A 25,624-nucleotide genomic window follows, 5' to 3' on the forward strand; every position below is an offset into this window, starting at 1 on the left:
AATTATTTTAAAATTAAAGTCATAGATTATTATGACTAGTAATATATGTTATAATTGAATGGAAATTAAGATAAATAGGAGGAAAATTTGTGATACGATTGTTTATAACTCGTCATGGACAAACGGAGTGGAATCTGGAAAAAAGGTTTCAGGGTAGTAAAGATTCTTTATTAACAGAGCTTGGAGAAAAACAAGCTGGAATGCTGAGAGATAGACTAGCTAGTCAGAATTTTGATTTAATTTATTCAAGTCATTTGCAAAGGGCCTATAGAACTGCAGAAATTATAAAAGACAATAGGGAAATTAAAATAATAAAGGATAAAGCTTTATCAGAAATGAAATTAGGTGACTGGGAAGGCTTAAAATATGATGATGTCATAGAAAAATATTCTAAAGAGTATGATTTGTTTTGGAATAAACCCCATTTATTTGAAACAACTTCAGGGGAAGGTTATAGCGAATTAAAGAAAAGAGTTATCGGCAGCTTAAAAAGAATAATCAGAGAAAATGATGAGAAGAATATTTTAATAGTGACCCATACAATTGTTATCAAACAAATTATGGCTTACTTTGAAAAGAGACCCTTAGAAAAACTATGGGATTTACCATATATACATCCAACAAGCCTAAGTTTAATTGAGATTGATGATGAAAAGACAAATGTCAAATTACATGGAGATATTTCACATCTTGAAAACAATGTAAAGGAAATTTGTTAAGAAAGTTAAAAGAGATATTTTGTATTTCTTTATTAATATTAGTTTTACGTATTCGTACATGTATAAACTAAGTTTTACTATATAAAACCTATAGATATTCCAGCAAAACAGTTAATTTATACACATCAAAAATCCCTAAAAGCTCTGTATATTTTGATATTCATAAATTGAATTTTGCTATGGGAAATCTATATATTAAGGAGAGAAAATATGAGTATACCATTAAAAGAAAAAGCAGATCAAATGCTGGAAATGTTTTTAACAATAAATGAGGAATTTAGATGGCAGCATAATTTATCAAAGCATTTTGCTGCCCTGATATATATGCAGAAAAAGAAAGAATTTGACAAGGGAAGAATTGATAATGTTATAAAGGTAATAAAAGAAAATACAGGTATGTTTTCGTGTTATAGGGGTAATCCTATGTTCATATTGGCAATGCTTTTATGTAGTGAATTTAATAATCCGGAAGAAAAATTCATGAAGATGCTTGAATACGATAAAAAACTGAGAAAAGCTGGATTTAAAAACAGTCAGTATCTAGCCATTGCTAACTATACTTTATTATTAACTTGTGAGGATAGCCTAATTGATAGTAGAATAACCAAAGCCTATGAAATTTATAGGGAAATGAGAAAAAATCATCCTTGGCTAACAAGTGGAGATGATTATCCTTTAAGCATACTGATTGCAGGTTTTGATAGATCTGTAAATACTATAGAAGAATACTATACAAAGTTAAACCAGGAAGGATTTAGTAAAGGAAATGGACTGCAGCTTCTTTCCCATATCTTATCCTTTAGCAACGAAGAGGTAGAAGTCACGGTGAAAAGATGTAAGAGATTATATGATAAGCTGAGGGAAAATAGATTAAAAATATATTCTAATTATTATGCAGCCCTGGGATTGATATCTTTATTGGAGGATAATAATGGTATTGTTGCTGGAGATTTAATTGAGTTATCTAGGTATTTAAATAGTTTAAAAAAATATAAATGGCTTGGTAAGGGGATGAATGTACTTTTGGCATCGGCTATGGTTAGTGAAAAGTACATAAAGGAAAAAGAAAAGACAAATAGCTTAATTGATACCACAATCAACATATCTATAGAGACCTTGATTGCTGCTCAAACCTCTGCCTTAATAGCTGGAATGACTGTTTCTGTTGCTGCTGCTTCTTCAGCCAATTAGTGTTTAGGATTAATGTTCCTCCAGTACTATCATATTTAGTTGCTGGTATAGCTTTACTATATTTATATTTTCTATTCAGAAGCAGATATAGGGGATGATATTATATTGATTTAAAATACAAGTTAAGGTAATAAACAATATTATTGAGAAAGGACCGTATTATATTAAAACGGTCCTTTAGTCTAATCATTAATTCTTTTTATATAATCCCATGTATCTAAATATATATTTGAACTATAATTAGGGATATTTCCAATTCTCCACAGTGATATACCACCTAGTCCTAGTTCCTTGGCAAGCTTAATCTTAGCTGATACACTTCTAGTATCTTCATACCAAATTGAATTGGTTACACCGTTTTCGGTATAGATTATATAGGGATTTTGATACATATGATCATATCCTATTATATCATCAATATTTTTACCAGACTCAATCTCTTTATATATCCTCTCAACTAAATTATCATACTTTGGTGTATAGGGTGTTTGATTTAATATTGCATTATCGCCAACCTTCCATTGACTTATTGAAAAGTTAATTTGAAGGTAAAGCTTGGACATATACTTATCTCTGTCAATTTGATTCAATATATTTATAAGGTCACCCTTTATTTTTTCAATAGGGGTATTAGGATTATCTATTTTGTTATTTGTGACTGATAGGCCAGCACTGTTTTTAATATCATAATCATGGAGCATAAGAATTATATTGTCGGCAATCTCTGATATTTTTCCAAAATCATAGGAATTTGATGGAGAAACTGCAACAATTAAGTTTTTATTATATTTAGTGAGTTTATTATCAAGTTTTTTTAGAAACACTATATAATTTTCCTTATGGATAGCAGGAAGCTCTTCAAAATCTATTACTACACCATTAAAGCTTAAGTTCTTATATTGCTTATTTTTTCCCCTTAGTATCTTTACTATTTGATTTATCAATTCATCAGAATTTGAAAATATAGCTTCATAATTTTTGGATGCATAGATGTTAATATTAGTATCTATTTTATTTATTTTCATATAGTCTGATATATCATTATAGCCCTCAGGAATACGAAACTCATTTGTTGAGCTGCTGATATTGATAAAGGATTTATTCGTATCAGGGTCATAATCAATCAAGGCCCACCCAAAGGATATAGAATCAAAAATCTTTATACTATTATCCTTTTTAAAGCTATTATACTGATCATTTGAAGCTATGGCATAGAAGCCGTTAAGTTTAAAGTTATTTATTACCTTTCTTTGTCCTGCTTCTTCAATGAGCTCAGATATATTAAGATAGGGGCTTTGTATACTATTTAGCACTGCTTGAAGCTCTTCTTCATTTAGAACCAGGTCGCTATCTGTAAGATTATTATAATAATTAGCTATAGGACTAAAGTTTATTATATTATTACCATGCTTCATATAAAGGCTTTTTAAATTCACTAGGTTTTTAAGGGGGCTTATGTCTGTAATATTGTTATCAGTAAAATATAGTTTTTCAAGATTTGTTAATCCCCTTAAGGGTTCTAGTGACGAAATTTTATTACCATTTAAAGATAATTCCTTCAAATTTATTAAACCCTTTAATGGAGTGATATTTTCTATGGAGTTTCTTTGAAGATGAAGAACTTTCAATTTAGTCAATGATGCAAGACTTTGTATTTCTACTAAATTATTATCATCTATATAAAGCTCTTCGATATTTGCTAAATATTCAATTCCACTTAAATTATTAAGGGTTTGTGTTGATAAATTCAAAGATTTTATGGACAATAAATCTGACTTTGTTATTGCACCGCTGGGCTTTTCCAGTTTGTCTCTAATAGATTTTTCAAGTATTTTATTTAGGTTTATATCTTGATTTTTAGCATTATCTACTTCTTCTTTATTAGCCTTTGAACTAATAATAAGCCCATAGTCTTCAGTCCATTTCACAGATATGTTTAAACCCTTATTTAAGTATTCTTCAACAAGGGGAAAATAGGTTATATCTTTATGGACCAATATAGGATAGTTAGAAATTTTATTATTAATAGTCATTTCATTGAGATATACATTAAAGCTAGGTTTAACAGCATGATATTTTTGGTTTATATCATTAATTACAGATTTATCCTGAATAAATTGTCCTGGCTCTTTAGATGCATTTATTGTAAGACCTCTTTGTGACCAATTGCCTTCAAAAGATAATGCTTTACCGTATGTATCGGTTACTGGTATATATGTTATCCCATTGTAAACTAAGATAGGATTTCTATTGTGCAAATTATCAACTTCATTCCCCATTATACTTATGTTAAAACTTGGAAGATGCATAATATAAGTATCATTTTCTTGAGCCAAAGTTTCTTTTGGTATTCCCAGTAAAATAATAATTGTTAAAATAAGTAACAGATTTTTTTTCATGAATATTGCCTCCTTCTCTAAGATATATTTTAAAAAATATTGTTTATATTGATATTAGCAATGTATATATTCATTATTAATTATATCAGATTTAAACTAAAAAAATATTACATTATTGATACTATATATTGGATGAAAAGGTTACTTCTAAACTGTTAAATTGTATTCTAAACCCTCATTATATTATAAATAGAAAAATTTATTCCTTGAGTGTAAAATTTATAATTGACAAATTGGGAATAACATATTACTATTAGTAATATATATAATAGTAATATGTTTTGCCGTAAATAGGGTTTTAAAATATATAAAAGAAGGAGGAAAATATGAAATTTATAATATTAAATGGTAGTCCGAAATCAGAAAAAAGTGTTACTTTGCAGTCAATTAAATATTTGGAAATGCATAATAAAAACCATGAATTTGAGTATGTCCACATTACAAGGGAAATTAAAAAATATCAAAAAGATGTAAATGAGATGATAAAATTATGTGAAAAAATCAGTAATTCAGATGGTGTTATATGGTCATTTCCCGTATACTGTGCTTTCATACCTTCCAACTACAAAAAATTCATTGAGCTGATATTTGAATGTGGATTAGAGAAGTATTTTGAAGGAAGATATACCACAGCCTTTTCAACATCAATTCATTTTTATGATCATACTGCACAGAATTATATCCATGGTATATGTGATGATTTGAATATGAACTATATAAAGTACTTATCCCATGATATGAATGATTTGCTAAAGAAAAATCAAAGAGAAGAACTGCAAGGATTTTTAGATATCTTTGCCTATAGTATTACTAATAATATAAAAATAAGCAAAGAGTATAAACAACTTTCAAAGCATCTCTTTAAATATACTCCAGGTATTGATGGATATAAGGTTAAAACAAAAAAAAGAACAATTATAATAACAGATGTAAAAGAAAATGATACTAATATAAATAGAATGATAAACAAATATAAGAGCTGTATACAGGGTAGTGTAGAAGTTTTAAACTTAAATGATATAGATATCAAAGGACATTGCATTGGCTGCTGTAGGTGTGGATATGATAATACATGTATTTACAAGGATGGGTTTCGTAGTTTTTTAGACTATATTATAGAAAAAGCAGATATTATAATATATGCATCAACTATAAAGGACAGATATTTATCTTCTTTATTTCAACTTTATACAGAAAGGAGCTTTACCTATAATCATATTCCTGTATTAAAGGGGAAGCAATTTGCCTACATTATATCGGGGAGCTTAAGTGAAGAGAAGAATCTAAAACAAATCCTTGAAGGTGGAAGTATGGATGGAAATCTTGTAGGTTTTGTAAGCGATGAGAGTGGCGATAGTGAGATACTAGATAAGGAGCTTGAATCAATAGCTAAGTTAAGTATAAAATATAGTGAGGAGAATTATGTACCAAATCCTAATTTTCTAGGAGTAGGTGGACAGAGTATCTTTAATGAAGGTGTTTCTAAAGGCTTGAGTGCTATTTTTGTTGCAGACTATAAATACTATAAGGAGAATGGCTATTTATACAGAACAAGTTTAAAGGATGTATTATTAATGGTTAAGGTAACAATATTTAGATTTCTCATGGGAATTAAAGGATTTAGAAAAAAAGTCCATGAGAATATGTATGACAATATGTTATTAGAGCATGTAAAGATTCTTAAAAATGGAGAGAAGTAAATATTTTTAAAGAAAATGATTAAACACATCAGGGAAGGAGAACTATATGGAATACGTTGTACTAGGATTGCTGATGATAAAACCTATGACTATTTATGAAATGAATAGTACTTTTAAAAAGGGAATATCTTTATTTTATAGCGCAAGCTATGGAAGTTTACAAAGGGCAGTAAAAAAATTGCTAGAAAAAAAATTAATAACCTATTATGAAACTGTTTCAAAGGGTAGGAATAAAAAGGTATATTCAATTTTAGATATTGGAAAAGAGAGATTTTATAAATGGATGATGGAGGATATACAAAAGAATAAATTGGAAACTGCAATATTATCAAAATTGTTTTTTCTGGGACTAATTAAAGATAAACAGGATAGAATCATTATAATTAAAAAAAGTATTGAAGCAATTAAAGCATATGGTAAGGAATTGGAAAATGTAGAAAAAGATATTGATGCTATAAAAATACCTATTGAATATGAAGAAATAGCTAAATATCAAATAAAAACCCTTGAATATGGATTGAATTCCTATAGATATTCCCTTAAATGGTATAAAAATCTTCTATATGAAATGAAGAAAGAAATTGATGAAGAATGATTTTAAATTACTAGCACAACAGATTAATTTATTAACCTATAAGAACTGAAAAAGCTCTCTTTTAAAAAAAATTGAAAATATTAGTATAGATTAACAATTAAAGGGATTGATACAATTATAGAATAAAGTTACAATAGATGATAGGTACTATATAATTGAAAATATACCTAGAATATGTGGAAAATCAATATATTGAATAGAGGTATCTATCATGAACTTTAAAAATCGCAATAAATTTAATATAATGTTTATAATTATATTTGTAATGTTAATGCCATGGATTAATGCATTTGCATTAATTAAATCAGACGAAATAACAGCTAAAAATGGATATATAGATGCTTCCAGCTGGGATTTTGATGAGGGTAAGATATTGCCTTTAAATGGAGAATGGGAATTCTATTGTAATAGGCTTCTAGAGCCTAAAGATTTTAAAAAAGGTAATTATCAAAAGAGCTTTATAAATATTCCGACGGACTTGACCCAAATATGTACAAAAAGTAATTTAGGGGCTGGAAATGGATATGCCACATTGAGATTGAACATGAAGATAAGTGATATTGACAAAGTTTATGGGCTGAAATTCAAATATTTTGCATCGGCAAATAAAATATGGGTAAATGGGGTTCCCCTTTCTTCTTCTGGAGAGGTAGGAAGGGATAGGAGGACATATAAGCCTCAATATATACCTAGGGAGGTTTTGTTTGAAAGCCAAGGGGAAGATGTTGAAATAGTGGTTCAAATAGCAAATTTTCATCATAGGCGAATAGTATTGAATGAAATTTTATTTGGAACAGCAGATCAAATTCTACATAAGACATATTTAAATATAGTTAAAGAAAGCATATTAATTGGATTTTTACTATTAGTTGCAGTTTACTGTTTTGTGATTTATTTCATGAAGAAAAGAGATTCAGCAGTATTATATTTGTCGGTAATAGCCTTATTAGTTGCTATCAGGGAGACTATCGTGAGTGAAAGAATATTAATAAGATTATTACCGAATTTTTCTGCTGAGGTAATGATGAAGTTGGGATATTTACCAGTTTTTATACTTTTACCTCTATTAACACTTTATATAAATGAGGTTTTAAAATCTCCTAAGCTTGATAAAGTTGTTAAAATTTTAAAATATACAGTTTTTTTATTCTTATCTCTAATTATGCTATATACAGTGAAGGTTTATGACTGGATTTTTGAATATGGAAATTGGTTAATTGTGGCCAGTGCTATTTATATAATTTATATAATTGCAGTCAATAAGCTCATTAAGAATACAAGAAGAATATATACAATGATGACAGGAAGTACAGCCGTTTTAATAACTGCAATAAATGATATATTTAGAGAGCTGGGTTTAATTAATACACCGGAATTACTATCGGTGGGTATAGTACTATTTGTTTTATTTCAAGCTATATTTTTAGCATTGAGATTTAATGATTCCTTTGATGAGATTGCAAGACTATCAAAGGAGAATGAAGATATGTATAAGGAAATACAGGAATTAAATGAGGATCTGGAGACAAAGATAAAAATAAGAACTCAAGAACTTGAGATTGTAAATAGAAAATTATCTCAAATATCGAAAATTGATCCACTTACAGGACTGGGCAATAGAAGGTATTTTGATGAACTATTACAATATGCGTGGGAAAGGTCATTAAGAGAAAAAATACCTATTTCTATAATTATGATGGATGTAGATTATTTTAAGAACTTTAATGACAATTATGGACATCTTGAAGGGGATAAATGCTTGAAAAAAATTGCAAAAACAATAGAAGCAAGTATAAGAAATGAAACAGATATCGTTGCACGCTATGGAGGAGAAGAATTTATTGCATTATTTTCTGATACAGATTCCCAGACGGCAACTTTAATGGCGAAAAGAATTAGAAAAAATATTAAATCCTTAAAAATTCCCCATGAGTTTTCTTTGGTCAGTGATTATGTGACAATAAGCTTTGGAATTAATACATTAATTGTATCAAAGGATGATTCAAAGATTGAATTTATCAGAAAAGCTGATAAAAATCTCTATATGGCAAAGGAAAAAGGAAGAGATTATATAGAAAGAGTTTTGAATTAGAGAATATGTATTATAACTATAGTCAGTTTTATGACTATAGTTTTTGTCTATAAAAATTTAGGAACCAGCATTTCCCGAAACATTATATTTAGATGGCATTAAAAATGGAATAGTTTTAAAACTCATTAACCCATATCCATAGTCAACACCAAAAAAGGTAAGCTGAAAAAATTTGACCAATCCTTCATTTTTTCAAAGGTGTCTTTTTTTATAATTTGATATTTTATTTCAATATATATTAAAATAAAGAGCAGGTAAAAGGGAAGAATCTCTTTTACCTGCTTAAAATATACCTATAAAAAATTTTTGATTTAATTTGCGGGAACAATCAGGTTTTGTCCGGTAATTATTAAGTTAGGGTTCTTTAAATTATTTAAATCAGCTAATTTTTTCCAGGTTGTATTGAATTTCTCTGCTATCTTCCAAAGTACATCTCCAGACTTAACAGTATAGGTTGTAGTTTCACTTTCAACAGCCTCACTAACTGTAGATTGTTTAGTAATTTCCTCGGCAGGAGATAGATCAGTAGTCTCCTTGTCAGAAGATGAATCAGGAGCTTCCAACTTACCTTCAGCCATCAATTCATCGTAATTTAATGCAACAACATTTAAGGTTCTTCCATCTTCAGAAGTAGGAATTTCTATTTCTCCATTTCTTACTTTCTCAAATACTATTTCCTGCTTTTCCTTGTCAAAATCAGTCCCAATTATTTTCCAGTTATTATCTACCTTAGGTTCTATTTTCCCACCTTTTTCTTCCTGAACATATTTGATTATCAAATCTCTAATTCTACCGGAATCTTGTAACTCTTCATATGAATCATAATACTTATCTTCATTAGTTACCCATCCATTGTTGAGAAGGGTTCCAAGTCTGTAATTATTTAGAGCCAATTTATAAACTTTAGTTTCATCAAGGGGCTCCCCTGAAATTAAAAGATTTTTAATACGATTACCGGCTTCTTCAGAAATATCGATGTCATAGGTCATACCAGAGAACATATCATAATTATAACCACGAATTTCTGGGTTAAAGCTTACTGTTACATCTCCATCTTTGTATGTATTATAATAGCTTACTGACCATTCCATGTATTTTTTAAGATTTTCCCCGGTTATATTAACACCATTTAAAGTATTTGCATATTTGTAAATAAATGCAACATCTTTTTTCTTAAAATCCCCTTGCTTCAAATTAGAACCAAAGTTGAAAAGGGCAGCAGAACTTATATCTGATTTTGCATAAAAGGTTTGAACTTCGTTGATTAAATCAATTACTGCTGTATCCTGTATTTGGGAAGTTGGTATAGTAGTAATTTCATCATCTCCTGTTATATAATCCGGTCTTTCTATGAAATCCTTAGTTATTTCACCAACAATCTTATTGGCATCGGCAACAGATTCAGTATGTACATATTCAAACTTATCTAATATTTCTTGACTAGGAGAGAGATCTTTAGTTTCTAAGTTTGCCGTATCAATACTTGCGACTTCCCAATTTTCTTCATTTTTCACAAGCCTAATATCAGCCTTTGCCAAAGCCCATCCGTATGAACCAGGCTCTATAATCTTAACCCCATTAATTTCTTCATTTAGAGTGGCATGGGCATGACCTAGGAAAAGCACATCAAACTCAGGACATTCCTGGGCTATATCCATTCCACCAGTAGAGCCGTATTCTGCATCTTTACCTAAGTGGAGGGCTCCTATTAGAATATCATATTTTCCCTCTAGCTCTTTAATAACTTTTTTAGATTCTTCTAAAGGATCGCTAAAGTTCAATCCCTCAAAATGTTCTGGAGAGCTTGCTTCCCAAGTTGGGATATGGGGAGGAATTAAGCCTACAATAGCTACTCTTACTCCATCTTTTTCAATAATGGTATAGGGATCTACAAATCTTGTTCCATCTTCTTTATAAATATTTGCTGCTAATACTGTATTGTTGAAGGCATTAATATTTTTTTCAAGAAAGGATTTTTGAAAATTGAATTCATGGTTACCTAGGGTCCATGTGTCATATTTCATAGTATTCATAGCTTGTACCATTGGATGTACATCCATGTCATTAAAAAGTTCTGCACTGTTATCTTGAATCACATCTCCACAGTCAATAAGAATAGTGTTTGGATTTTTTTCTCTTTCCTGGTTTACAAGGGTATAAATCTTTGCAAAGCCAGCATCGTCATCTTCACTATCTGTGGCATAATCATGGGGATAAATTCTACCATGTATATCGGTAGTGCCTAAGATAGTGATTGTAGTTTCCTCTGTTTCCTCTGCATTAACTAATGCAGGATTAAGAAATAGACTTGTTACCAATAAAAGTGTTAAAACAATCATTCCAGTTGCCTTTTTGAAGAAATTCATAAAAACACTCCTTTCAAATAATATATATTTAATCTATACTACAATTTAATTATATAACTTAATCTAAACTAAATAAAGTAAAAAAAGGTATTGTAGAGAAATTATGCTATAATTTTCATATGTATAAATTCACCTTTTAATTTGGTTACATATATAGATTTCCCATAGTAAAACTTAATTTATACGTATCAAAATATCCAGTGTTTCTAAGGATTTTTGATATATATAAATTAACTGTTTTACTGGAATATCTATATATGTAATCCCTATGTATCTTGTTATACTTTGAAATTTAATAAAATTTATAGAAAATAGGAAAAGAAGAACTTTCTTTGTACTATTTCTCAAGAAAATGTGTTTTTGATATAATCAATTTATAAAATGTAAATTGAGGTGTGAAAATGAATAAAACAATTGGAGTATTAGCCCATGTAGATGCAGGTAAAACTACATTTTCAGAAGACTTACTTTATCATACAAAAACTGTTAGAAATAGGGGAAGAGTAGACCATAAAAATTCCTATTTAGATACTCATGAAATAGAAAAAGAAAGGGGAATAACAATATTTTCAGATCAGGCCGTTATAGAATACAAAGGGTCAACCTATTATTTAATAGATACTCCTGGACATGTGGACTTTTCACCAGAGATGGAAAGATCTATAATGGTCATGGATTATGCCATAATAATAATTAGTGCTGTAGAAGGTATACAGGGTCATACCGAAACTGTATGGCAGCTCCTTAGAAAACATAAAGTTCCAACTTTTTTCTTTATAAACAAAACCGATAGAGTAGGAGCGAATGTTGAGAGAGTACTGGAAGAGATAAAAATCGATTTAACCCCAGATATATGTTATATTCAAGGCTTTTTAGATGATGGATTAGATGAGGAAATAATAGAATTCATAGCTGAAAGAGACGAGGAGCTTTTAGAGCTATACATGGAAGATAAATATAATAAAGATTTGTGGACAGACCGTATGAAGAAAATGATTAAGAAAAATCTTATATATATGTGTTCAAGTGGATCTGCACTTCAGGATAAAGGTGTATCTGAGTTTTTGGATAGTATTAATTGTCTAACAGAAACTGAATATATGGATGGAGAATTTAAAGCCAGAATATACAAGATAGGCCATGAAAATAGCGGTACTAAAATAACCTATATGAAAATATTAAGTGGAAGTATAAAGGTTAGGGACGAAATAAGATATACATATAATGAAGAAGAAATTAGTGAAAAGATAAGCCAAATAAGAATATATAATGGAGTAAAATACAAAACAGTAGACAGTGCTGGTGCCGGACAATTAATAGCAGTTATGGGACTGTCAAAAACCTTTGCTGGACAGGGACTGGGAAATATGAGTAAAGAAATACAATATAATATAGTACCTACTTTGAAATCTAAAGTGATATTCGATTCCTCATTAAATATAAAGGAAGTAGTAAAGGCTTTTAAAATATTAGATAAAGAAGACCCTTCTTTAAAGGTTACCTGGGAAGAAAAGCTACAGGAGATTCATATTCATGTAATGGGACCTATACAATTGGAAATACTAGAAAAAATAGTGAAAGATAGATTTGGCTTTTCTGTGGAATTTGGAAGGCCTAATATTTTATATAAAGAAACTATAAAAAATAAAGTGATTGGATATGGACATTTTGAGCCACTTGGACATTATGCAGAAGTGCATCTTAAAATAGAACCTGCAGAAAGAAATAGTGGTTTAAGATTTGAAAATCTATGTCATGTAGATCATCTGACCAGTGGGAATCAAAATCTTGTAAGATATCATATTTATGAAAGGGAGCATAAAGGTATACTTGCAGGAAGTCCTTTAACAGATGTAAAAATTTCTTTACTGACAGGAAGAGCACATAATAAGCATACTAGTGGAGGAGATTTTAGACAAGCCACTTATAGAGCTTTAAGACAGGGACTTGAAAAGGCTGATAATATACTTTTGGAACCATATTATGATTTTAAGATAAAAGTGGATTTAGATTATATGGGAAGAGTTTTATCGGATATACAAAAATGTAGTGGAACCTTTAAAAATCCTGAATCTAAAGATAGGAAAGTAACTATAAAGGGCAGGGCCCCAGTTGCAACTTTTATGAATTATCCAAAAGAGCTAGTGGCTTTTACCAGTGGCAGGGGAATGATAAATCTTTATTTTGGGGGTTATGATATATGTCATAATGAAGATGAAGTTACAGAAGAAATAAACTACGACAAAAATGCAGATATAGAGTACAGCTCATCTTCTATATTTTGTTCTAAGGGGAAAGGCTATGTAGTTCCATGGAACAAGGCTGAGGAGAAAATGCACTGCTTATAATATAGATTTCCCATAGTAAAACTTAATTTATACATATTAAAATATCCAGTGTTTCTAAGGATTTTTGAGATGTATAAATTAACTGTTTTACTGGAATATCTATACAACTTATATCAATTTTAAATCTATATGTAGTAGGGAGTTTTTTATGTGGTAATTATGCAATTGCTCAAATGAAATTTTTTCCCAAAAGGGGTAGATTCCCTTAAGTGAGTAAATTGCATAATTACCTTAAGTTATTATATCCTTTTCTATATAATTTCTAACAATTTACCTACAGATCCAATAATACATTTATCTTTAAAAACTCTTTTAAATTTGCTTATAGCTTCAAAGCCTGTGCAGTGTAAAGGAATTATTTTTTCAATATCCTTAGATTTAAAATATTCAATTGTTTTATTTATCCTTTCTTCAGAAGCATTTTTCAAATGCATGCCTCCTATAACTGCTAATATCTTTTTCTCTGGTATTAGGGTAGAAGCATATTCTATGCAATTTACAACTCCCGGGTGGCTGCATCCTAGTACAATGATAATACCTCTTTTTTCACGGACTATTAAAAATTGTTCATCAATCATATTATCTTGTTTTAATTCGCCATTTTCCTTTATTATGAGATTTTTAGGGATAGTCTCAAAATCATTATTTTTTTCTATTTCACCAGATATTAATATATTATCGTAAATATTTAAAGGCCCAGTATTAAATTTTATTCTTTCCTCACTTAACCCTATATCTTTAAATTCAAAGGGAATACCAGCATCTTTTAATATGCCTTTATTTAAACTAAACTTTTTCTTAAGGACACAAGGGTGCATATATATCCTAGCTTTCTTATTTAGTTTAGTTAAATCCTCTAAACCTCCACTATGATCGTAATGACCATGACTTAATATTATGTTTTCTACTTCAGATAAATTTAAGCCTAATGCCTTAGCATTATTTATAAAGGCATTACTTTGTCCTGTATCAAAAACAATTTTTTTATTATTAGCTTCAATAAAAAATGAAAGACCATGTTCAGCTAGCAGTTTACGGTATGTCACATAATTGTCCATTAAAATATGTAGTTTCAAAGCTTTTTCCCCCTTTAAATAATAATTTATATTATTAATTATATCAATATTAGAGGGGAAATAATAAAACTAAAATACTCAAAACAATTTATTTTTGATATAATTATGTTTGTAAAATAGATTGTAAGGGGGATTTAGGGTGAAATATTCAAACAAATTATTAATATTAATAACTATAGTCAGCTTGGGTCTAAACTTAATTATTTTTACAAAGCTTAATACAATTAATGATAGAATAAATTCATTAATATCAGAGAACAGCAGATTAGTATCATCGGTCGATTCAATTCCAAATCAAATTGATAGTGCTTTTAATCAAATAAAGCAAATGGAAAGATGGGTAATCCCGGCAGAATTTGAATTAAAGGAATTAAAGGAAGATAAATTATATTTTAAGGCTAATTGGCAGATAAAGGAGTATGATAAGGATTCTAAGGTTTATTTTAATTATAAAAGAGAAGGTGGAGAAATTGACAAAATAGAAGCTGTTGATAAGGGGAATGGCTATTTTAAAGCTGATTTTTCCATAAACTTAAGCTCTAGAATAGAACCCCAGTGGTCAATAGGAATAAATAGAAGCAACTCTTCCAGTAACTCAGCTTCGGTTTCCCAAACTTCACAGGCTGCTGTTAGAAAATCCGGCCTTGAATATTATATTAGCGTGGAAAATAAGGATAAAATAAAATCCAGTGAGTTTTATAACTTTAACTTAGACCATCTTGTGGATAGAGTATATGGTTTTTTAGCTGCAAATATAGATATTACTGAGAACAATATATATAATGTTTCTTTAAGATGGAATAATACTTCAGATCTTGTAACAAAAATAAATACCCCTAGATTAAAGGCCTTTAAAGATGGTAAATTAGTTTTAAATGAGGATTTGAGCTACAGAGAAGAATCCCATTTAAAGGAAAAAATCTACAATATTAAACTTGATGATGGCAAAGAATTTGATAGATTGGTTTTAGAAGTAAAATATGATAATGGAAAAGAGTTTACAAAGGAAATATATAAAAAATAGATGGGATGAAAAATATGAATAGGGAAATCAATTTAAAAATCAAGTCAAAGCATGTTAACAAATACAAAAATGGATATCCTCTAATTTTTAAAGAAGCTATTATAAATATTGATGATCTTCACAAAGAAGGAACTATAGTTAAATTAGTAGATGAAAAAAATCAATTCATTGCAAGGGGATATTACGGAAAGCAAAATAAGGGGTATGGATGGGTTCTCAGTAGAAAAGAGAAGACAAAAATAGATAGAAAATTTTTTGAAAAGAAAATAATTTCTGCTTTAAACAAAAGAGCAGCCTTTTACAATAATCCTCAGACAACTGTCTTTAGAGTTTTTAATGGAGAAGGTGATGGAGTAGGTGGTGTAACCATTGATTATTTTGATGGCTATTATTTAATAAATTGGTATAGTGAAGGTATTTATACTTTTAGAGATTATATTATAAATTCATTAAAAAAACTAATTGAATTTAAAGCTATATATCAAAAAAAGAGATTTAACACAGAAGGTAAATATATAGATGAAGATGGATTTGTACTAGGAGAGAGAGGTAAGTTTCCTATTATAGTGAAGGAAAATGGAGTTAAATTTGCGGTATACTTAAATGAAGGGGCTATGGTAGGAGTATTTTTGGATCAGAGGAATGTAAGAAAAGCTATTAGAGATAAGTATTCTAAAGGAAAGACAGTCTTAAACACATTTTCCTATACAGGTGCCTTCTCGATTTTTGCAGCCCTGGGAGGAGCAAAGAAAACCACCAGCGTTGATCTTGCAAATAGAAGCCTTCCAAAGACTATAGAGCAGTTTAGCATAAACGGGATTGATTATGAAGCCCATGATATAGTTGTTGAAGATGTGTTTAACTATTTTAAGTATGCAGTAAAGAAAAATATAAAGTTTGATATGGTTATACTGGATCCTCCTAGTTTTGCTAAGTCAAAAAAGTATAAATTCAGTGCAGCAAAGGATTATAAAAATCTTCTTAAGGAAGCTATAGCCATAACAGAAGATAAAGGTATAATTGTAGCCTCAACTAATTGCAGCTCATTTGGTATGAATAAGTTTAAAGGCTTTATTGATACTGCTTTCAAAGAAATGGAGGGTAAATACAAACTAATGGAGGAATTTTCACTTCCTAAGGATTTCGGAACTATTGAGACCTTCAAGGAGGGAAACTACCTTAAAGTAGTGTTTATTAAGAAAATTAAGTGATTTGAATATTCATAATATATAGATTAAAGCATTCTCCAGTTAAGGGGAGTGCTTTTTCACATTCTTATAACTAAAATATAACGATTGCTTAACAAACTATCAATATAATTGAAGAAAAGGAGGTGAATAATCGTGAGTTTATTATACAGCTATTTAATTAGAAATGATGTTTCAATATATTACTTAATAAAAAAATACATTGTAGATTTTTAGATGCTTTTATGAATATCATAACCTATTTTGGATCATTGGTATTTTCAATTGTTTTACCCTTAAGGGAAAATGCTAGAACATATACGACTAACAAAAGCTGGGATAATATATATTCCTACTTATTCAGTAAATATAGAATGATTATAGAGCATATTAGGAATATTAAAAAGAGAACTGCTTGAAAATTAACAAATTCGGTTTTTGATTTTAGACTTTCTAAGGAGATGAAAACATGTTGATAAATACTCATATGCTTATTGGCAAAAAAGTTTATGATAATATTGAAGAATTATTAAATATTAATCTTGATAAAAATTATTTTATATATGGAAATATGTCTTTAAATAGTCTGGGTTAAAGGATAGTTACTAAAGGGGAAAATAACATGACGCGAATAGGTATAATTGGTACAGGATATGTAGGTCTAGTGACGGGAATATGCCTATCGGATTTTGGATTAAAAGTAATTTGTGTAGATATTGATAAAGATAAAATAGAAAATCTAAAAAAAAGGAATACTACCAATATATGAACCAGTAAAAAATGCCAGTGCACTTATTATAATTACAGAATGGAATCAATTTAGACATTTGGATTTAGATAGAATTGTGAAAAACATCAAGAAACCGTACTTTTTTAATTTGAGAAATATATATGAAAGAAAAATAGTAGAAGACAGGGCTTTTAAATATATTGCTGTAGGACATAATTGAAATTTGGTTTAAATAAAATGGAGGAATGAAATGAATGAAAAAAGTCATGATATTAACAGCATCTGTTGGAGGAGGACATAACCAGGCAGCAAAATCTCTTGAACATGTATATAAGGCCCATGGTTATAAAGTTGTAATAATAGATTTTTTAAAGGTAGCAGGCAAAATTATTGAAAAAGCAATAATAAGAGGAAATGACCTTTTATGTATCAAGTTGCCATATATATATAAAGGTCTATATATATATTGTAATAATGAAGGAGTTAATTCTAAAATATCGAACTATGGGATGAAAATTTTTCAAAAAAGAATTTACAATAGGATAATAAAAGAAGATCCTGATTTAATTATTGGAACCCATGCCTTTGTTGTACCTATTATTTGTAATTTAAAGAGAAAGAGGTATTTAAAGATACCATTCATTTCTATAATTACTGATTTTAAAGCCCATAGTTTTCATATAAATAGATATGTAGATGCATATATAACAGCAAGTGAATATACTAAAAAAGATATGATGAATAGAGGGGTAAGAAGTGAAAAGATATATCCCTATGGTATTCCAATAAAGCAAGAATTTTTAATTCAAAGGAAAAATAAAAGATATAGTAACGATGTTTTTACAATATTACTTATGGGGGGAAGTATAGGATGCAGTTCAATAGAGCAGATTTTAAAACAGCTGATAGATTGTAAAAATAGATTGAGAATAATTACTGTATGTGGGAAAAATAAAGATTTAATGGATAATATAAAAAGAAATTTTCTACATAAAGCAGGTAATAAGGAAATTCTCTTATATGGATTTACAAATGATATCCCTAGACTTATGCACAGGTCTGATATCCTTATATCAAAGCCAGGGGGATTAACAGTAGCTGAAGCTATTGCTTCCAATATACCAATGATAATTCCAAATATGCTTCCAGGACAAGAAGAAGAAAATGCTGAATTTTTAGCTGAAGCTGGTGCAGCTATAATTAGCTATAATACCCAGTCCATAAATGAAGAAATAAATCATTTAATAGAAAATCCCAACCTCATAAAATTGATGGAAAAGAATATGAAAAAGCTTTTTAAGGGATATTCTCTAGAAGGAATTATAAGTATAAGTACTAATTTAATTATTAATTATGAAAAGGAAGAGTATTTACTGAAAAATGTAAAGTAACTTGCCTATTATTTGTTCATCTTTTTAAATTATGTTACGATATCTATGTAAAGGAAAAGAGAAATAGGAAATATATTAAATGATTTCCTAGGTAATAGTGAAATTATGATAACTATAAACAATTTTCATATTATTACGACCATAAGTATCAAGTTTTTGTAGAAAAAGATTTACTAAATAGCAAAAAGTTTATTTCTTTTTTTATTCTGTCATTAGTGGAATATTTATTAATGATAGGTATAGTATTAGTATATTAATAATTTTTATATGGTTAAGAAAAAATGTTTGTTAAATACTTTCTTATTATGTTGCAATTTAAAAAGATTATAAATTGTATTGTAACTAAAAAAAATAGGTAACATATATTGAAAATAAGGAGGTATTTGAAAATGTATAATCCATATTTGTATCCAATGAATCATAATATGTATAGAAGAGCTGTTAACAACAATTATCCTTATGAAGCTTATAATAAAAAGATTTTGGCTCAAAGCAACACACCTAACCAAGAGGATAAGAATTGTGAGAAAGGGTTTAATATAGGTGAACCTGCACCTGAATTTACCCTAAGTGGTATAGTTAATGGAGAACCTAAAGAAGTTTCATTGTCAGACTATCAAGGAAAGTGGGTAGTAGTATTTTTTTATGGATCAGATTTTACATTTGTATGACCTACAGAATTAGCAGCAGTTGCTGATTTATATAGTGAGTTTAAGGCCCTTGATACTGAGGTCCTTGCTATTAGCACCGACAGCATATATTCCCATAAAATTTTCATGGAGACTTCACCATCTGCAAGAAAAATAAATTATCCACTGTTATCTGATAGAACTCAAGAGGTATCTAGAAAATATGGTGTTCTAAATGAAAAGGAAGGCTTTGCATATAGAGGTGCTTTCATAATAGATCCTGATGGAAATATACAGGCTTATTTAGTTAATCCACAACCAGTGGGAAGAAATATAAATGAAATTCTAAGAATCATTCAGGGGCTTCAGTATAACAGAAGAACAGGGCTTGGAGTACCAGCGAACTGGAAGCCTGGAGAGAGGGGAATTCCAGTGGGGTGGAATTATGTTGGTAAATATTAAATAATTCAAATATATTAAAGTTTTAAAAATATTAGAAAACCTTTGAAATATAAAAGCAAAGGTTTTCGTTGTTCTAATATATTATTTAATTGGCATTACAAAAACTATCTGTTGAATCCTAACAAAAGTTGGCTGATCTTCTTCAAGCTCTTTTAATACAATATGATCGGGTTTTACTTCTATAAGATTTCCTTGAACAACACCTCTAACGGTGTCTACAATAACCCTCTTACCTATAATACTTTCTAATGTCTCAACTACATAAGGGTCTATCAATGATATCATTTGAACTGGATATTGCATATTGTTTTGTTGAAATCTGTATCCATTAAACAATTTAAAAACCTCCTTAATATACATATAATTATCTTGAAATTATCATATGTATAAAGGTTGTATTAAGTTACATAAAAACTTATAGAGGCTTAAGTAAAGATTTTAACTCATACATATAATGTAATTATCTTTTTTTATTATGATATTTATAAGCCTTCTTAGAGCTAGTATTTATTCTTTTTGAGTGCTTTTTTTTAGGATACCGATTATTTGATTTAAATTTTTCTCTACTATCACCTGTAGTTGTTAAAGTTTTTCTTGGAATCTTAAATTTAATATCTTTTTCTATAGTATCTAAAACCTTTTTATCCTTTGGAGCTACAAATAGATATGCATATCCTTTTTCACCAGCTCTTCCAGTTCGACCTATACGATGAATATAGTCTTTGGCATTTTCTGGGATATCATAGTTGTATATGTGGGTGACTCCGCCAATATCCAAGCCTCTAGCGGCTACATCGGTGGCTATTAAGTATTGAAACTCTAAGTTCTTAAAAGCCTTCATAACTTTTTCTCGTTTTGCTTGGGTTAATCCGCCATGTAATTTTTGACAATTATAACCTTTTTGATAGAGGACTTCTTCAAGTTTATCCACCCTTCTTTTCGTTCTACAAAATATAATGGCCATAAAAGGATTGTTCTCATCTAAAACCCTACACAAATCATCCTGTTTTCTTCTATCGGTGGTTTCTATTAAAGTTTGTTTGATATTTTTAAGAGTAACTTCTTCTTTTTGGATTGCTACTATTCTTGGATTATTCATAAACTTATAAGCCAGTTTATTAACCTGAGAGTTCATTGTTGCTGAAAAACATAGGGTTTGCCGATTCCTTGGGGTTTGCTTTATAATGGACTCAACTTCATTTTTAAAGCCCATATGAAGCATTTGATCGGCTTCATCTAGAACTAATGTTTTCAAATTATCAAGATTGATTGTTTTTCTACGAAGATGATCTAATAATCTTCCTGGAGTTGCGATTATTAGATGAATATTATCTTTCAATTTTTTAAGCTGTGATTGAATATCTTGTCCACCATATGCGGCTAGGACGTTTAAATCTTTAGCTTGCTTTAACTTTTCAGCTTCCTGGGTTATTTGTATAGCTAGCTCCCTTGTAGGAGTTAGAATAAGACCTTGGATTGTATTTATATCATTAGACATATTTTCAAACATAGGCAGTAGAAAAGCAAGAGTTTTCCCTGTACCGGTTTGGGCCTCGGCTATAACATCATTTCCGTCTTTTATTAGCTGAATGCTTTGTTGTTGAATTGGAGTTGGATTATTTATTCCATGATTTTTAAGGACTTTCACAATATCATCACTAATATCTAGCTTTTTAAATTTTATCATAACAATGTACCTCTCAATTTCAATTATTAAGGAAACTTCATAATTAAGATTTAGCAAAATTGCATAATAGCTAGGGTATGTCTTTGAAGATTTTAAAGCTGCATAAGGTAATTATGGAATTTGCTCAATTAAGTATATCAGATTTTAAGCATAATAAAAAGATATACTGATTAAAATATATTTTGATAAATAGTGAAAAAAACGCTTGACTTATTCTGTAAATAGTATATGATTATAGAGAACCTTTATTCATAGGTAAATAATTTATTACAGAAGAATATTTTTCGAAAAATCTAAAAATAGGAATAACTTAAAGTATAGATTTCGAAATTTTTATTCTAGGTCATTTCATAAAATGGTATATGACCAAAGCGAAAGGGTTTATGCCCTTGAGTTGTATTAATAATTTTTTACATAGAATAAAAGGAATAAAAATTTCGGAGGTAAGAAAATATGACTGGTACAGTAAAATGGTTTAATGCAGACAAAGGATTTGGATTCATTACTACAGAAGAAGGAAATGATGTTTTTGCTCATTTCTCACAAATTAACAAAGAAGGATTCAAAACTTTAGAAGAAGGTCAAGAAGTATCCTTTGACGTTGTTGAAGGAGCTAAAGGTCCTCAAGCTTCAAACATTACAGTAATCTAATTAAATAAATTAGAGTATTGAAACCTGAAGAGATTATCTTCGGGTTTTTTTATTTTTTGTAAAACTGTTTTATAATAAAGATCTTTATTTTATTATAGTATGGAATATTTTACTTTTATCAAATTCTATATTTTTTTGGTATAATTTTAAATAGACTGTATTACTTTAGATTCAGTAATATTGGTTTTAATATAATAAGGAAGGTGGTTATAATTGGGTAAAAAGTCTATAGCATTGTTTTTAAGTTTATCTTTAGCGGCTATTCCTAGCGGAATGGTATTTGCAAACAGTAAACATCAATTACATAAGAAAGGAATGAATTGTGAAGAAGTTAAAATAATTCAGAGTTCATTAAAGCAGGACGGTACATATGATTATAAAAAGTTTACTACATATTTTGGGCCAATAACAGAAGAAGCTGTTATAGAGTTTCAAAAGAAATATAAATTGCAAGCCGATGGTATAGTGGGGCAATCGACAATTGATAAAATGAAAGAGATAGGCGTATTCCAGGATATTGGAAATTCCAATCTCGTTCTAAATAGTAATCAAGCTATTTACAAGAAAGGTATGGGTAATGAAGATATACCTATTATACAGAAGGCATTAAAACTTGATGGAGTTTATGATTATCATCAGTTTACTACATACTTTGGAACAATAACTGAAAAAGCAGTTATAAAATTTCAAAAAAAATATGGATTGAATCCCGATGGAGTTATAGGCCTTTCAAGCTTAAAAAAAATGGAGCAGCTGGGACTGATAAAGTATAATCCCAATCAAAAGGTAAGTAGGGGAGTAGTTCAAAGAAAAGGCTTTGGAGAATATTTAGACTGGTGGACTCAAGTTAAGGGAAAGCTAATTAATAGAGGAGATAATGTACTGGTACAAGATTTTCAAACAAAAAAGAAATTCTATGTTAAAGTTACCTATGGTACTAACCATGCCGATGTAGAAGGTTTGACAATGAAGGATACAAATATTATGAAGGACATCTGGGGAGGCTTCAGTTGGAGTAGAAGACCAGTATTGGTATACGTAGGGAATAGGGTTTTGGCAGCTTCCATGACTAATATGCCCCATGCTGGAATAGATAATCAGCCAGAAGGAGCCACTTTATCAAAAAGAAGTGGGGGATATGGAAGAGGCTATAATCTTGATATGGTCAAAAATAACGGTATGAATGGAGTTGTAGATCTTCATTTTAAAAATAGTACAAGGCATATGGACAATAGAAAGGATAAAAATCATCAAAATTCAATTAAAAAATCAGCTGGATTAAAGTAATAAAGATAATCAGTTTAATTATAAAATAACTCCAAGAATAACATATAGAAAATCTTGGGGTTATTTTATATGTTATAATATTCATATTGAGGAAATTGCATAATTCTAACTTGGCAAAATTACATAATATATATGATATAGCTTGAGAAATTTCAAAACAATATGTAGTAGTTGGTTTTTTGGAAAGGTAATTATGCAATTTGCTCATATTATCAAATTAGTATTAAAAGGGAAGTGAATTGCTTAATGAATTTTAGACAAGAAATATTAAAATATCAACCAATTAATGAGCAAGAAAGAAAGGATAAAGAAATTACATTAGGCTATATTGACCAATTTATTGAAAATATTTTAACCAGAGAAAATAAAATAGCCCATATGACAAGCTCTGGACTGATTTTAAATAAATCCTTAGATAAAATCCTTATGATTCATCATAATATCTATAACACTTGGACATGGACTGGAGGCCATGCAGATGGTGATACAGATATGCTCAAGGTGGCTCTTAAGGAAGCAAAGGAGGAGACCGGACTTTTAGATATAGTACCTTTGACTTATGATTTAGCTTCTATTGATATTATACCTGTATATGGACATATTAAAAGGGGAGAATATGTATCTTCCCATTTGCATTTGAACACATCCTACATATTAATAGGAGATGAAAGGGAAGAGCTCGTCATTAATCAAGAGGAGACCAGCGATGTTGGATGGGTTGAAGTAAATAGGCTGGACCAGTATTCAAATGAACCATATTTAATTGAAATTTATAATAAGATTATAGAAAAAGCAAAGAGTGTTAACATAATATAATTATGTTAACACTAGCATAAAGTTCTTATTTTAATTCTGAGAATTTATTTGAACTTTTTTCAGTAATACAAATCCTAATAGAAATAAGACAACAAGACTTATAATTCCATATCTAGAGTTTTTAGTTAGTTGAGAAATAACTCCTATCATTAGGGGACCAATTATGGCTGAAAATTTACCAATAATATTATAGATTCCAAAATAACTGGAAGACATTTCCTTAGGAATCATCTTACAATACATAGAACGGCTAAGGGCTTGTATTCCACCCTGGCATGTTGCCACCAATATTGCTAAAATCCAATAATCAAAAACTGTTTTTATAAAAAATGCATATATACTAATAAAAAAATATATAGCTATGCCAACAAGAAGCATTTTTTTTGTTGACCATATACCAGCTAGCTTTCCAAAGAGAATTGCAAAGGGAAATGCTGCAAACTGTGTAACTAATAATATCAGCAATAATTGATTACTTTCTATGCCAATGTCCCTTCCATAAACTGAAGCCATTTTAAATATGGTGCTTACACCGTCAATATAGAAAAAATAAGCCAGTAAGAACAAAAAGATATTGGTGTTGTTTTTAATTGTTGAAAATGTATTATACAATCTTCTAAAACTTCCTTTAAAGTTTTGACTGGATTTTTCTACAAAATGTTTTTGTTTGACATTAATAAATATTGGAATAGAAAATATAAACCACCATAATCCAGTAATTATAAAGGATACCCTTGTGGCAGCTGTTTTAGATGCTAGACCTATTAAAGAAGGTTTTAATATAATAGCAATACTTAAGATAAAAGGAATTGTACTGCCTATATAACCCCATGCAAATCCATTAGATGATATCCAGTCCATTTTATTTTCTTCAGTAACATCTACTAAAAGGGAATCGTAGAAGATGTTTGCGGTAAAGTAAGAAATCCCTGCAAACATATATATAATTAAACACAGTATAATATCCCCTTCACCAACTATAGATAATAGGGAGCAGGACAATGTTCCCATCACAACTAGGAAAAATAAGAATTTTTTCTTATTATCTTTATAGTCGGCAAGGGAGCCTAAAATAGGGGAGGATGCAGCTACTATTAGAGCTATAATCGTATTTATATAACCCCAATATGCTGTTGAATGGGAAGATGGTAGTTCATTTGCAACGACATCTTTAAAATATATAGGTAAAACTGCTGTAACAATTGTTACTACAAAAGCTGAATTTGCCCAATCGTATAAAATCCAGCTTTTCTCTTCTTTGGTCATATGAGAGC

Annotated in this window: 22 protein-coding genes; 16 read left to right on the forward strand and 6 right to left on the reverse strand. The window is 29.4% G+C overall.

Translation table 11 applies throughout. The features are described 5' to 3' along the window. Window positions 1-89 precede the first annotated feature (89 nt). Both B5X81_RS13240 and B5X81_RS13245 read left to right on the forward strand, forming a co-directional pair. Window positions 90-719 (forward strand): histidine phosphatase family protein, encoded by a 630-nt coding sequence (locus tag B5X81_RS13240; RefSeq protein ID WP_170917414.1) that lies wholly within the window; start codon window positions 90-92, stop codon window positions 717-719. Window positions 720-929: 210 nt separating this feature from the next. Then, window positions 930-1,910 carry a DUF4003 family protein gene (locus B5X81_RS13245; RefSeq protein ID WP_079492313.1) on the forward strand — a complete coding sequence of 327 codons (981 nt, stop codon included), beginning with the start codon at window positions 930-932 and terminating at the stop codon, window positions 1,908-1,910. A gap of 182 nt (window positions 1,911-2,092) precedes the next feature. On the opposite strand, the gene B5X81_RS13250 is transcribed toward B5X81_RS13245, so the two are convergent. Next, complete coding sequence (locus tag B5X81_RS13250) at window positions 2,093-4,309, reverse strand: leucine-rich repeat domain-containing protein (protein WP_079492315.1); 2,217 nt, start codon at window positions 4,307-4,309, stop codon at window positions 2,093-2,095. A gap of 326 nt (window positions 4,310-4,635) precedes the next feature. On the opposite strand from B5X81_RS13250, the gene B5X81_RS13255 reads away from it, so the two are divergent. The 3 genes from B5X81_RS13255 to B5X81_RS13265 all read left to right on the forward strand — a co-directional run bounded on the left by B5X81_RS13255 (window position 4,636) and on the right by B5X81_RS13265 (window position 8,696). Then, window positions 4,636-6,009 carry an NAD(P)H-dependent oxidoreductase gene (locus B5X81_RS13255; RefSeq protein WP_079492316.1) on the forward strand — a complete coding sequence of 458 codons (1,374 nt, stop codon included), beginning with the start codon at window positions 4,636-4,638 and terminating at the stop codon, window positions 6,007-6,009. Window positions 6,010-6,055: 46 nt separating this feature from the next. Beyond that, window positions 6,056-6,604: a PadR family transcriptional regulator gene (locus B5X81_RS13260; RefSeq protein ID WP_079492318.1), complete on the forward strand. Its 549-nt coding sequence runs from the start codon at window positions 6,056-6,058 to the stop codon at window positions 6,602-6,604. 211 nt (window positions 6,605-6,815) lie between these two features. Further along, window positions 6,816-8,696, forward strand: a complete 1,881-nt coding sequence (locus B5X81_RS13265) for a diguanylate cyclase (RefSeq protein ID WP_079492319.1) — start codon at window positions 6,816-6,818, stop codon at window positions 8,694-8,696. A gap of 311 nt (window positions 8,697-9,007) precedes the next feature. On the opposite strand, the gene B5X81_RS13270 is transcribed toward B5X81_RS13265, so the two are convergent. Continuing rightward, a complete protein-coding gene (locus tag B5X81_RS13270) occupies window positions 9,008-11,062 on the reverse strand; it encodes a 5'-nucleotidase C-terminal domain-containing protein (RefSeq protein ID WP_079492321.1) in 2,055 nt (684 codons plus the stop codon). Window positions 11,063-11,463: 401 nt separating this feature from the next. Between B5X81_RS13270 and B5X81_RS13275 the strand changes: the two genes are divergently transcribed. Continuing rightward, window positions 11,464-13,410, forward strand: coding sequence for a GTP-binding protein (locus tag B5X81_RS13275; protein ID WP_079492322.1), 1,947 nt, complete (start codon window positions 11,464-11,466; stop codon window positions 13,408-13,410). A 251-nt stretch (window positions 13,411-13,661) separates the two neighbouring features. Here the strand turns inward: B5X81_RS13275 and B5X81_RS13280 are convergent, their stop codons facing one another. Beyond that, window positions 13,662-14,486, reverse strand: a complete 825-nt coding sequence (locus tag B5X81_RS13280; RefSeq protein ID WP_079492324.1) for an MBL fold metallo-hydrolase — start codon at window positions 14,484-14,486, stop codon at window positions 13,662-13,664. A gap of 139 nt (window positions 14,487-14,625) precedes the next feature. Here B5X81_RS13280 and B5X81_RS13285 point away from each other — a divergent pair, with 139 nt between their 5' ends. From B5X81_RS13285 to B5X81_RS28135, 7 genes are all read left to right on the forward strand, one after another. After that, window positions 14,626-15,510, forward strand: a complete 885-nt coding sequence (locus tag B5X81_RS13285) for a hypothetical protein (protein ID WP_079492325.1) — start codon at window positions 14,626-14,628, stop codon at window positions 15,508-15,510. Window positions 15,511-15,524: 14 nt separating this feature from the next. Beyond that, on the forward strand, window positions 15,525-16,721 hold the full coding sequence (locus B5X81_RS13290) for a class I SAM-dependent rRNA methyltransferase (protein WP_079492326.1): 1,197 nt from the start codon (window positions 15,525-15,527) through the stop codon (window positions 16,719-16,721). Between the two features lie 445 nt (window positions 16,722-17,166). Continuing rightward, on the forward strand, window positions 17,167-17,292 hold the full coding sequence (locus B5X81_RS28470) for a hypothetical protein (RefSeq protein WP_280175276.1): 126 nt from the start codon (window positions 17,167-17,169) through the stop codon (window positions 17,290-17,292). A gap of 27 nt (window positions 17,293-17,319) precedes the next feature. Beyond that, complete coding sequence (locus B5X81_RS28130) at window positions 17,320-17,466, forward strand: hypothetical protein (protein WP_330397378.1); 147 nt, start codon at window positions 17,320-17,322, stop codon at window positions 17,464-17,466. 31 nt (window positions 17,467-17,497) lie between these two features. Then, entirely contained in the window at window positions 17,498-17,647 is a 150-nt protein-coding gene (locus B5X81_RS28790; protein ID WP_408606810.1) for a hypothetical protein, read from the forward strand. Between the two features lie 34 nt (window positions 17,648-17,681). Next, on the forward strand, window positions 17,682-18,818 hold the full coding sequence (locus B5X81_RS13300) for an MGDG synthase family glycosyltransferase (protein WP_079492327.1): 1,137 nt from the start codon (window positions 17,682-17,684) through the stop codon (window positions 18,816-18,818). A gap of 539 nt (window positions 18,819-19,357) precedes the next feature. Further along, window positions 19,358-19,909: a peroxiredoxin gene (locus B5X81_RS28135; protein ID WP_280175282.1), complete on the forward strand. Its 552-nt coding sequence runs from the start codon at window positions 19,358-19,360 to the stop codon at window positions 19,907-19,909. 81 nt (window positions 19,910-19,990) lie between these two features. Here the strand turns inward: B5X81_RS28135 and B5X81_RS13310 are convergent, their stop codons facing one another. Together B5X81_RS13310 and B5X81_RS13315 are read right to left on the reverse strand one after the other, a co-directional pair. After that, window positions 19,991-20,245: a DUF2642 domain-containing protein gene (locus tag B5X81_RS13310; RefSeq protein ID WP_208985060.1), complete on the reverse strand. Its 255-nt coding sequence runs from the start codon at window positions 20,243-20,245 to the stop codon at window positions 19,991-19,993. A gap of 124 nt (window positions 20,246-20,369) precedes the next feature. Continuing rightward, window positions 20,370-21,596 (reverse strand): DEAD/DEAH box helicase, encoded by a 1,227-nt coding sequence (locus B5X81_RS13315; protein ID WP_079492328.1) that lies wholly within the window; start codon window positions 21,594-21,596, stop codon window positions 20,370-20,372. Window positions 21,597-22,049: 453 nt separating this feature from the next. Here B5X81_RS13315 and B5X81_RS13320 point away from each other — a divergent pair, with 453 nt between their 5' ends. The 3 genes from B5X81_RS13320 to B5X81_RS13330 all read left to right on the forward strand — a co-directional run bounded on the left by B5X81_RS13320 (window position 22,050) and on the right by B5X81_RS13330 (window position 24,350). After that, on the forward strand, window positions 22,050-22,247 hold the full coding sequence (locus tag B5X81_RS13320; RefSeq protein ID WP_079492329.1) for a cold shock domain-containing protein: 198 nt from the start codon (window positions 22,050-22,052) through the stop codon (window positions 22,245-22,247). Window positions 22,248-22,460: 213 nt separating this feature from the next. Next, on the forward strand, window positions 22,461-23,534 hold the full coding sequence (locus B5X81_RS13325; protein ID WP_079492331.1) for a peptidoglycan-binding domain-containing protein: 1,074 nt from the start codon (window positions 22,461-22,463) through the stop codon (window positions 23,532-23,534). 246 nt (window positions 23,535-23,780) lie between these two features. Beyond that, the gene (locus tag B5X81_RS13330) at window positions 23,781-24,350 is read left to right on the forward strand and encodes an NUDIX hydrolase (protein ID WP_079492332.1); all 570 of its coding nucleotides are present in this window, start codon (window positions 23,781-23,783) and stop codon (window positions 24,348-24,350) included. 30 nt (window positions 24,351-24,380) lie between these two features. Here B5X81_RS13330 and B5X81_RS13335 read toward each other — a convergent pair whose 3' ends face one another. Continuing rightward, on the reverse strand, window positions 24,381-25,616 hold the full coding sequence (locus B5X81_RS13335) for an MFS transporter (protein WP_079492334.1): 1,236 nt from the start codon (window positions 25,614-25,616) through the stop codon (window positions 24,381-24,383). Between the last annotated feature and the right edge of the window lie 8 nt (window positions 25,617-25,624).

Origin of the sequence: Maledivibacter halophilus (assembly GCF_900167445.1) — a bacterium.
GTDB classification, from domain to species: Bacteria; Bacillota; Clostridia; order Peptostreptococcales; family Caminicellaceae; genus Maledivibacter; species Maledivibacter halophilus.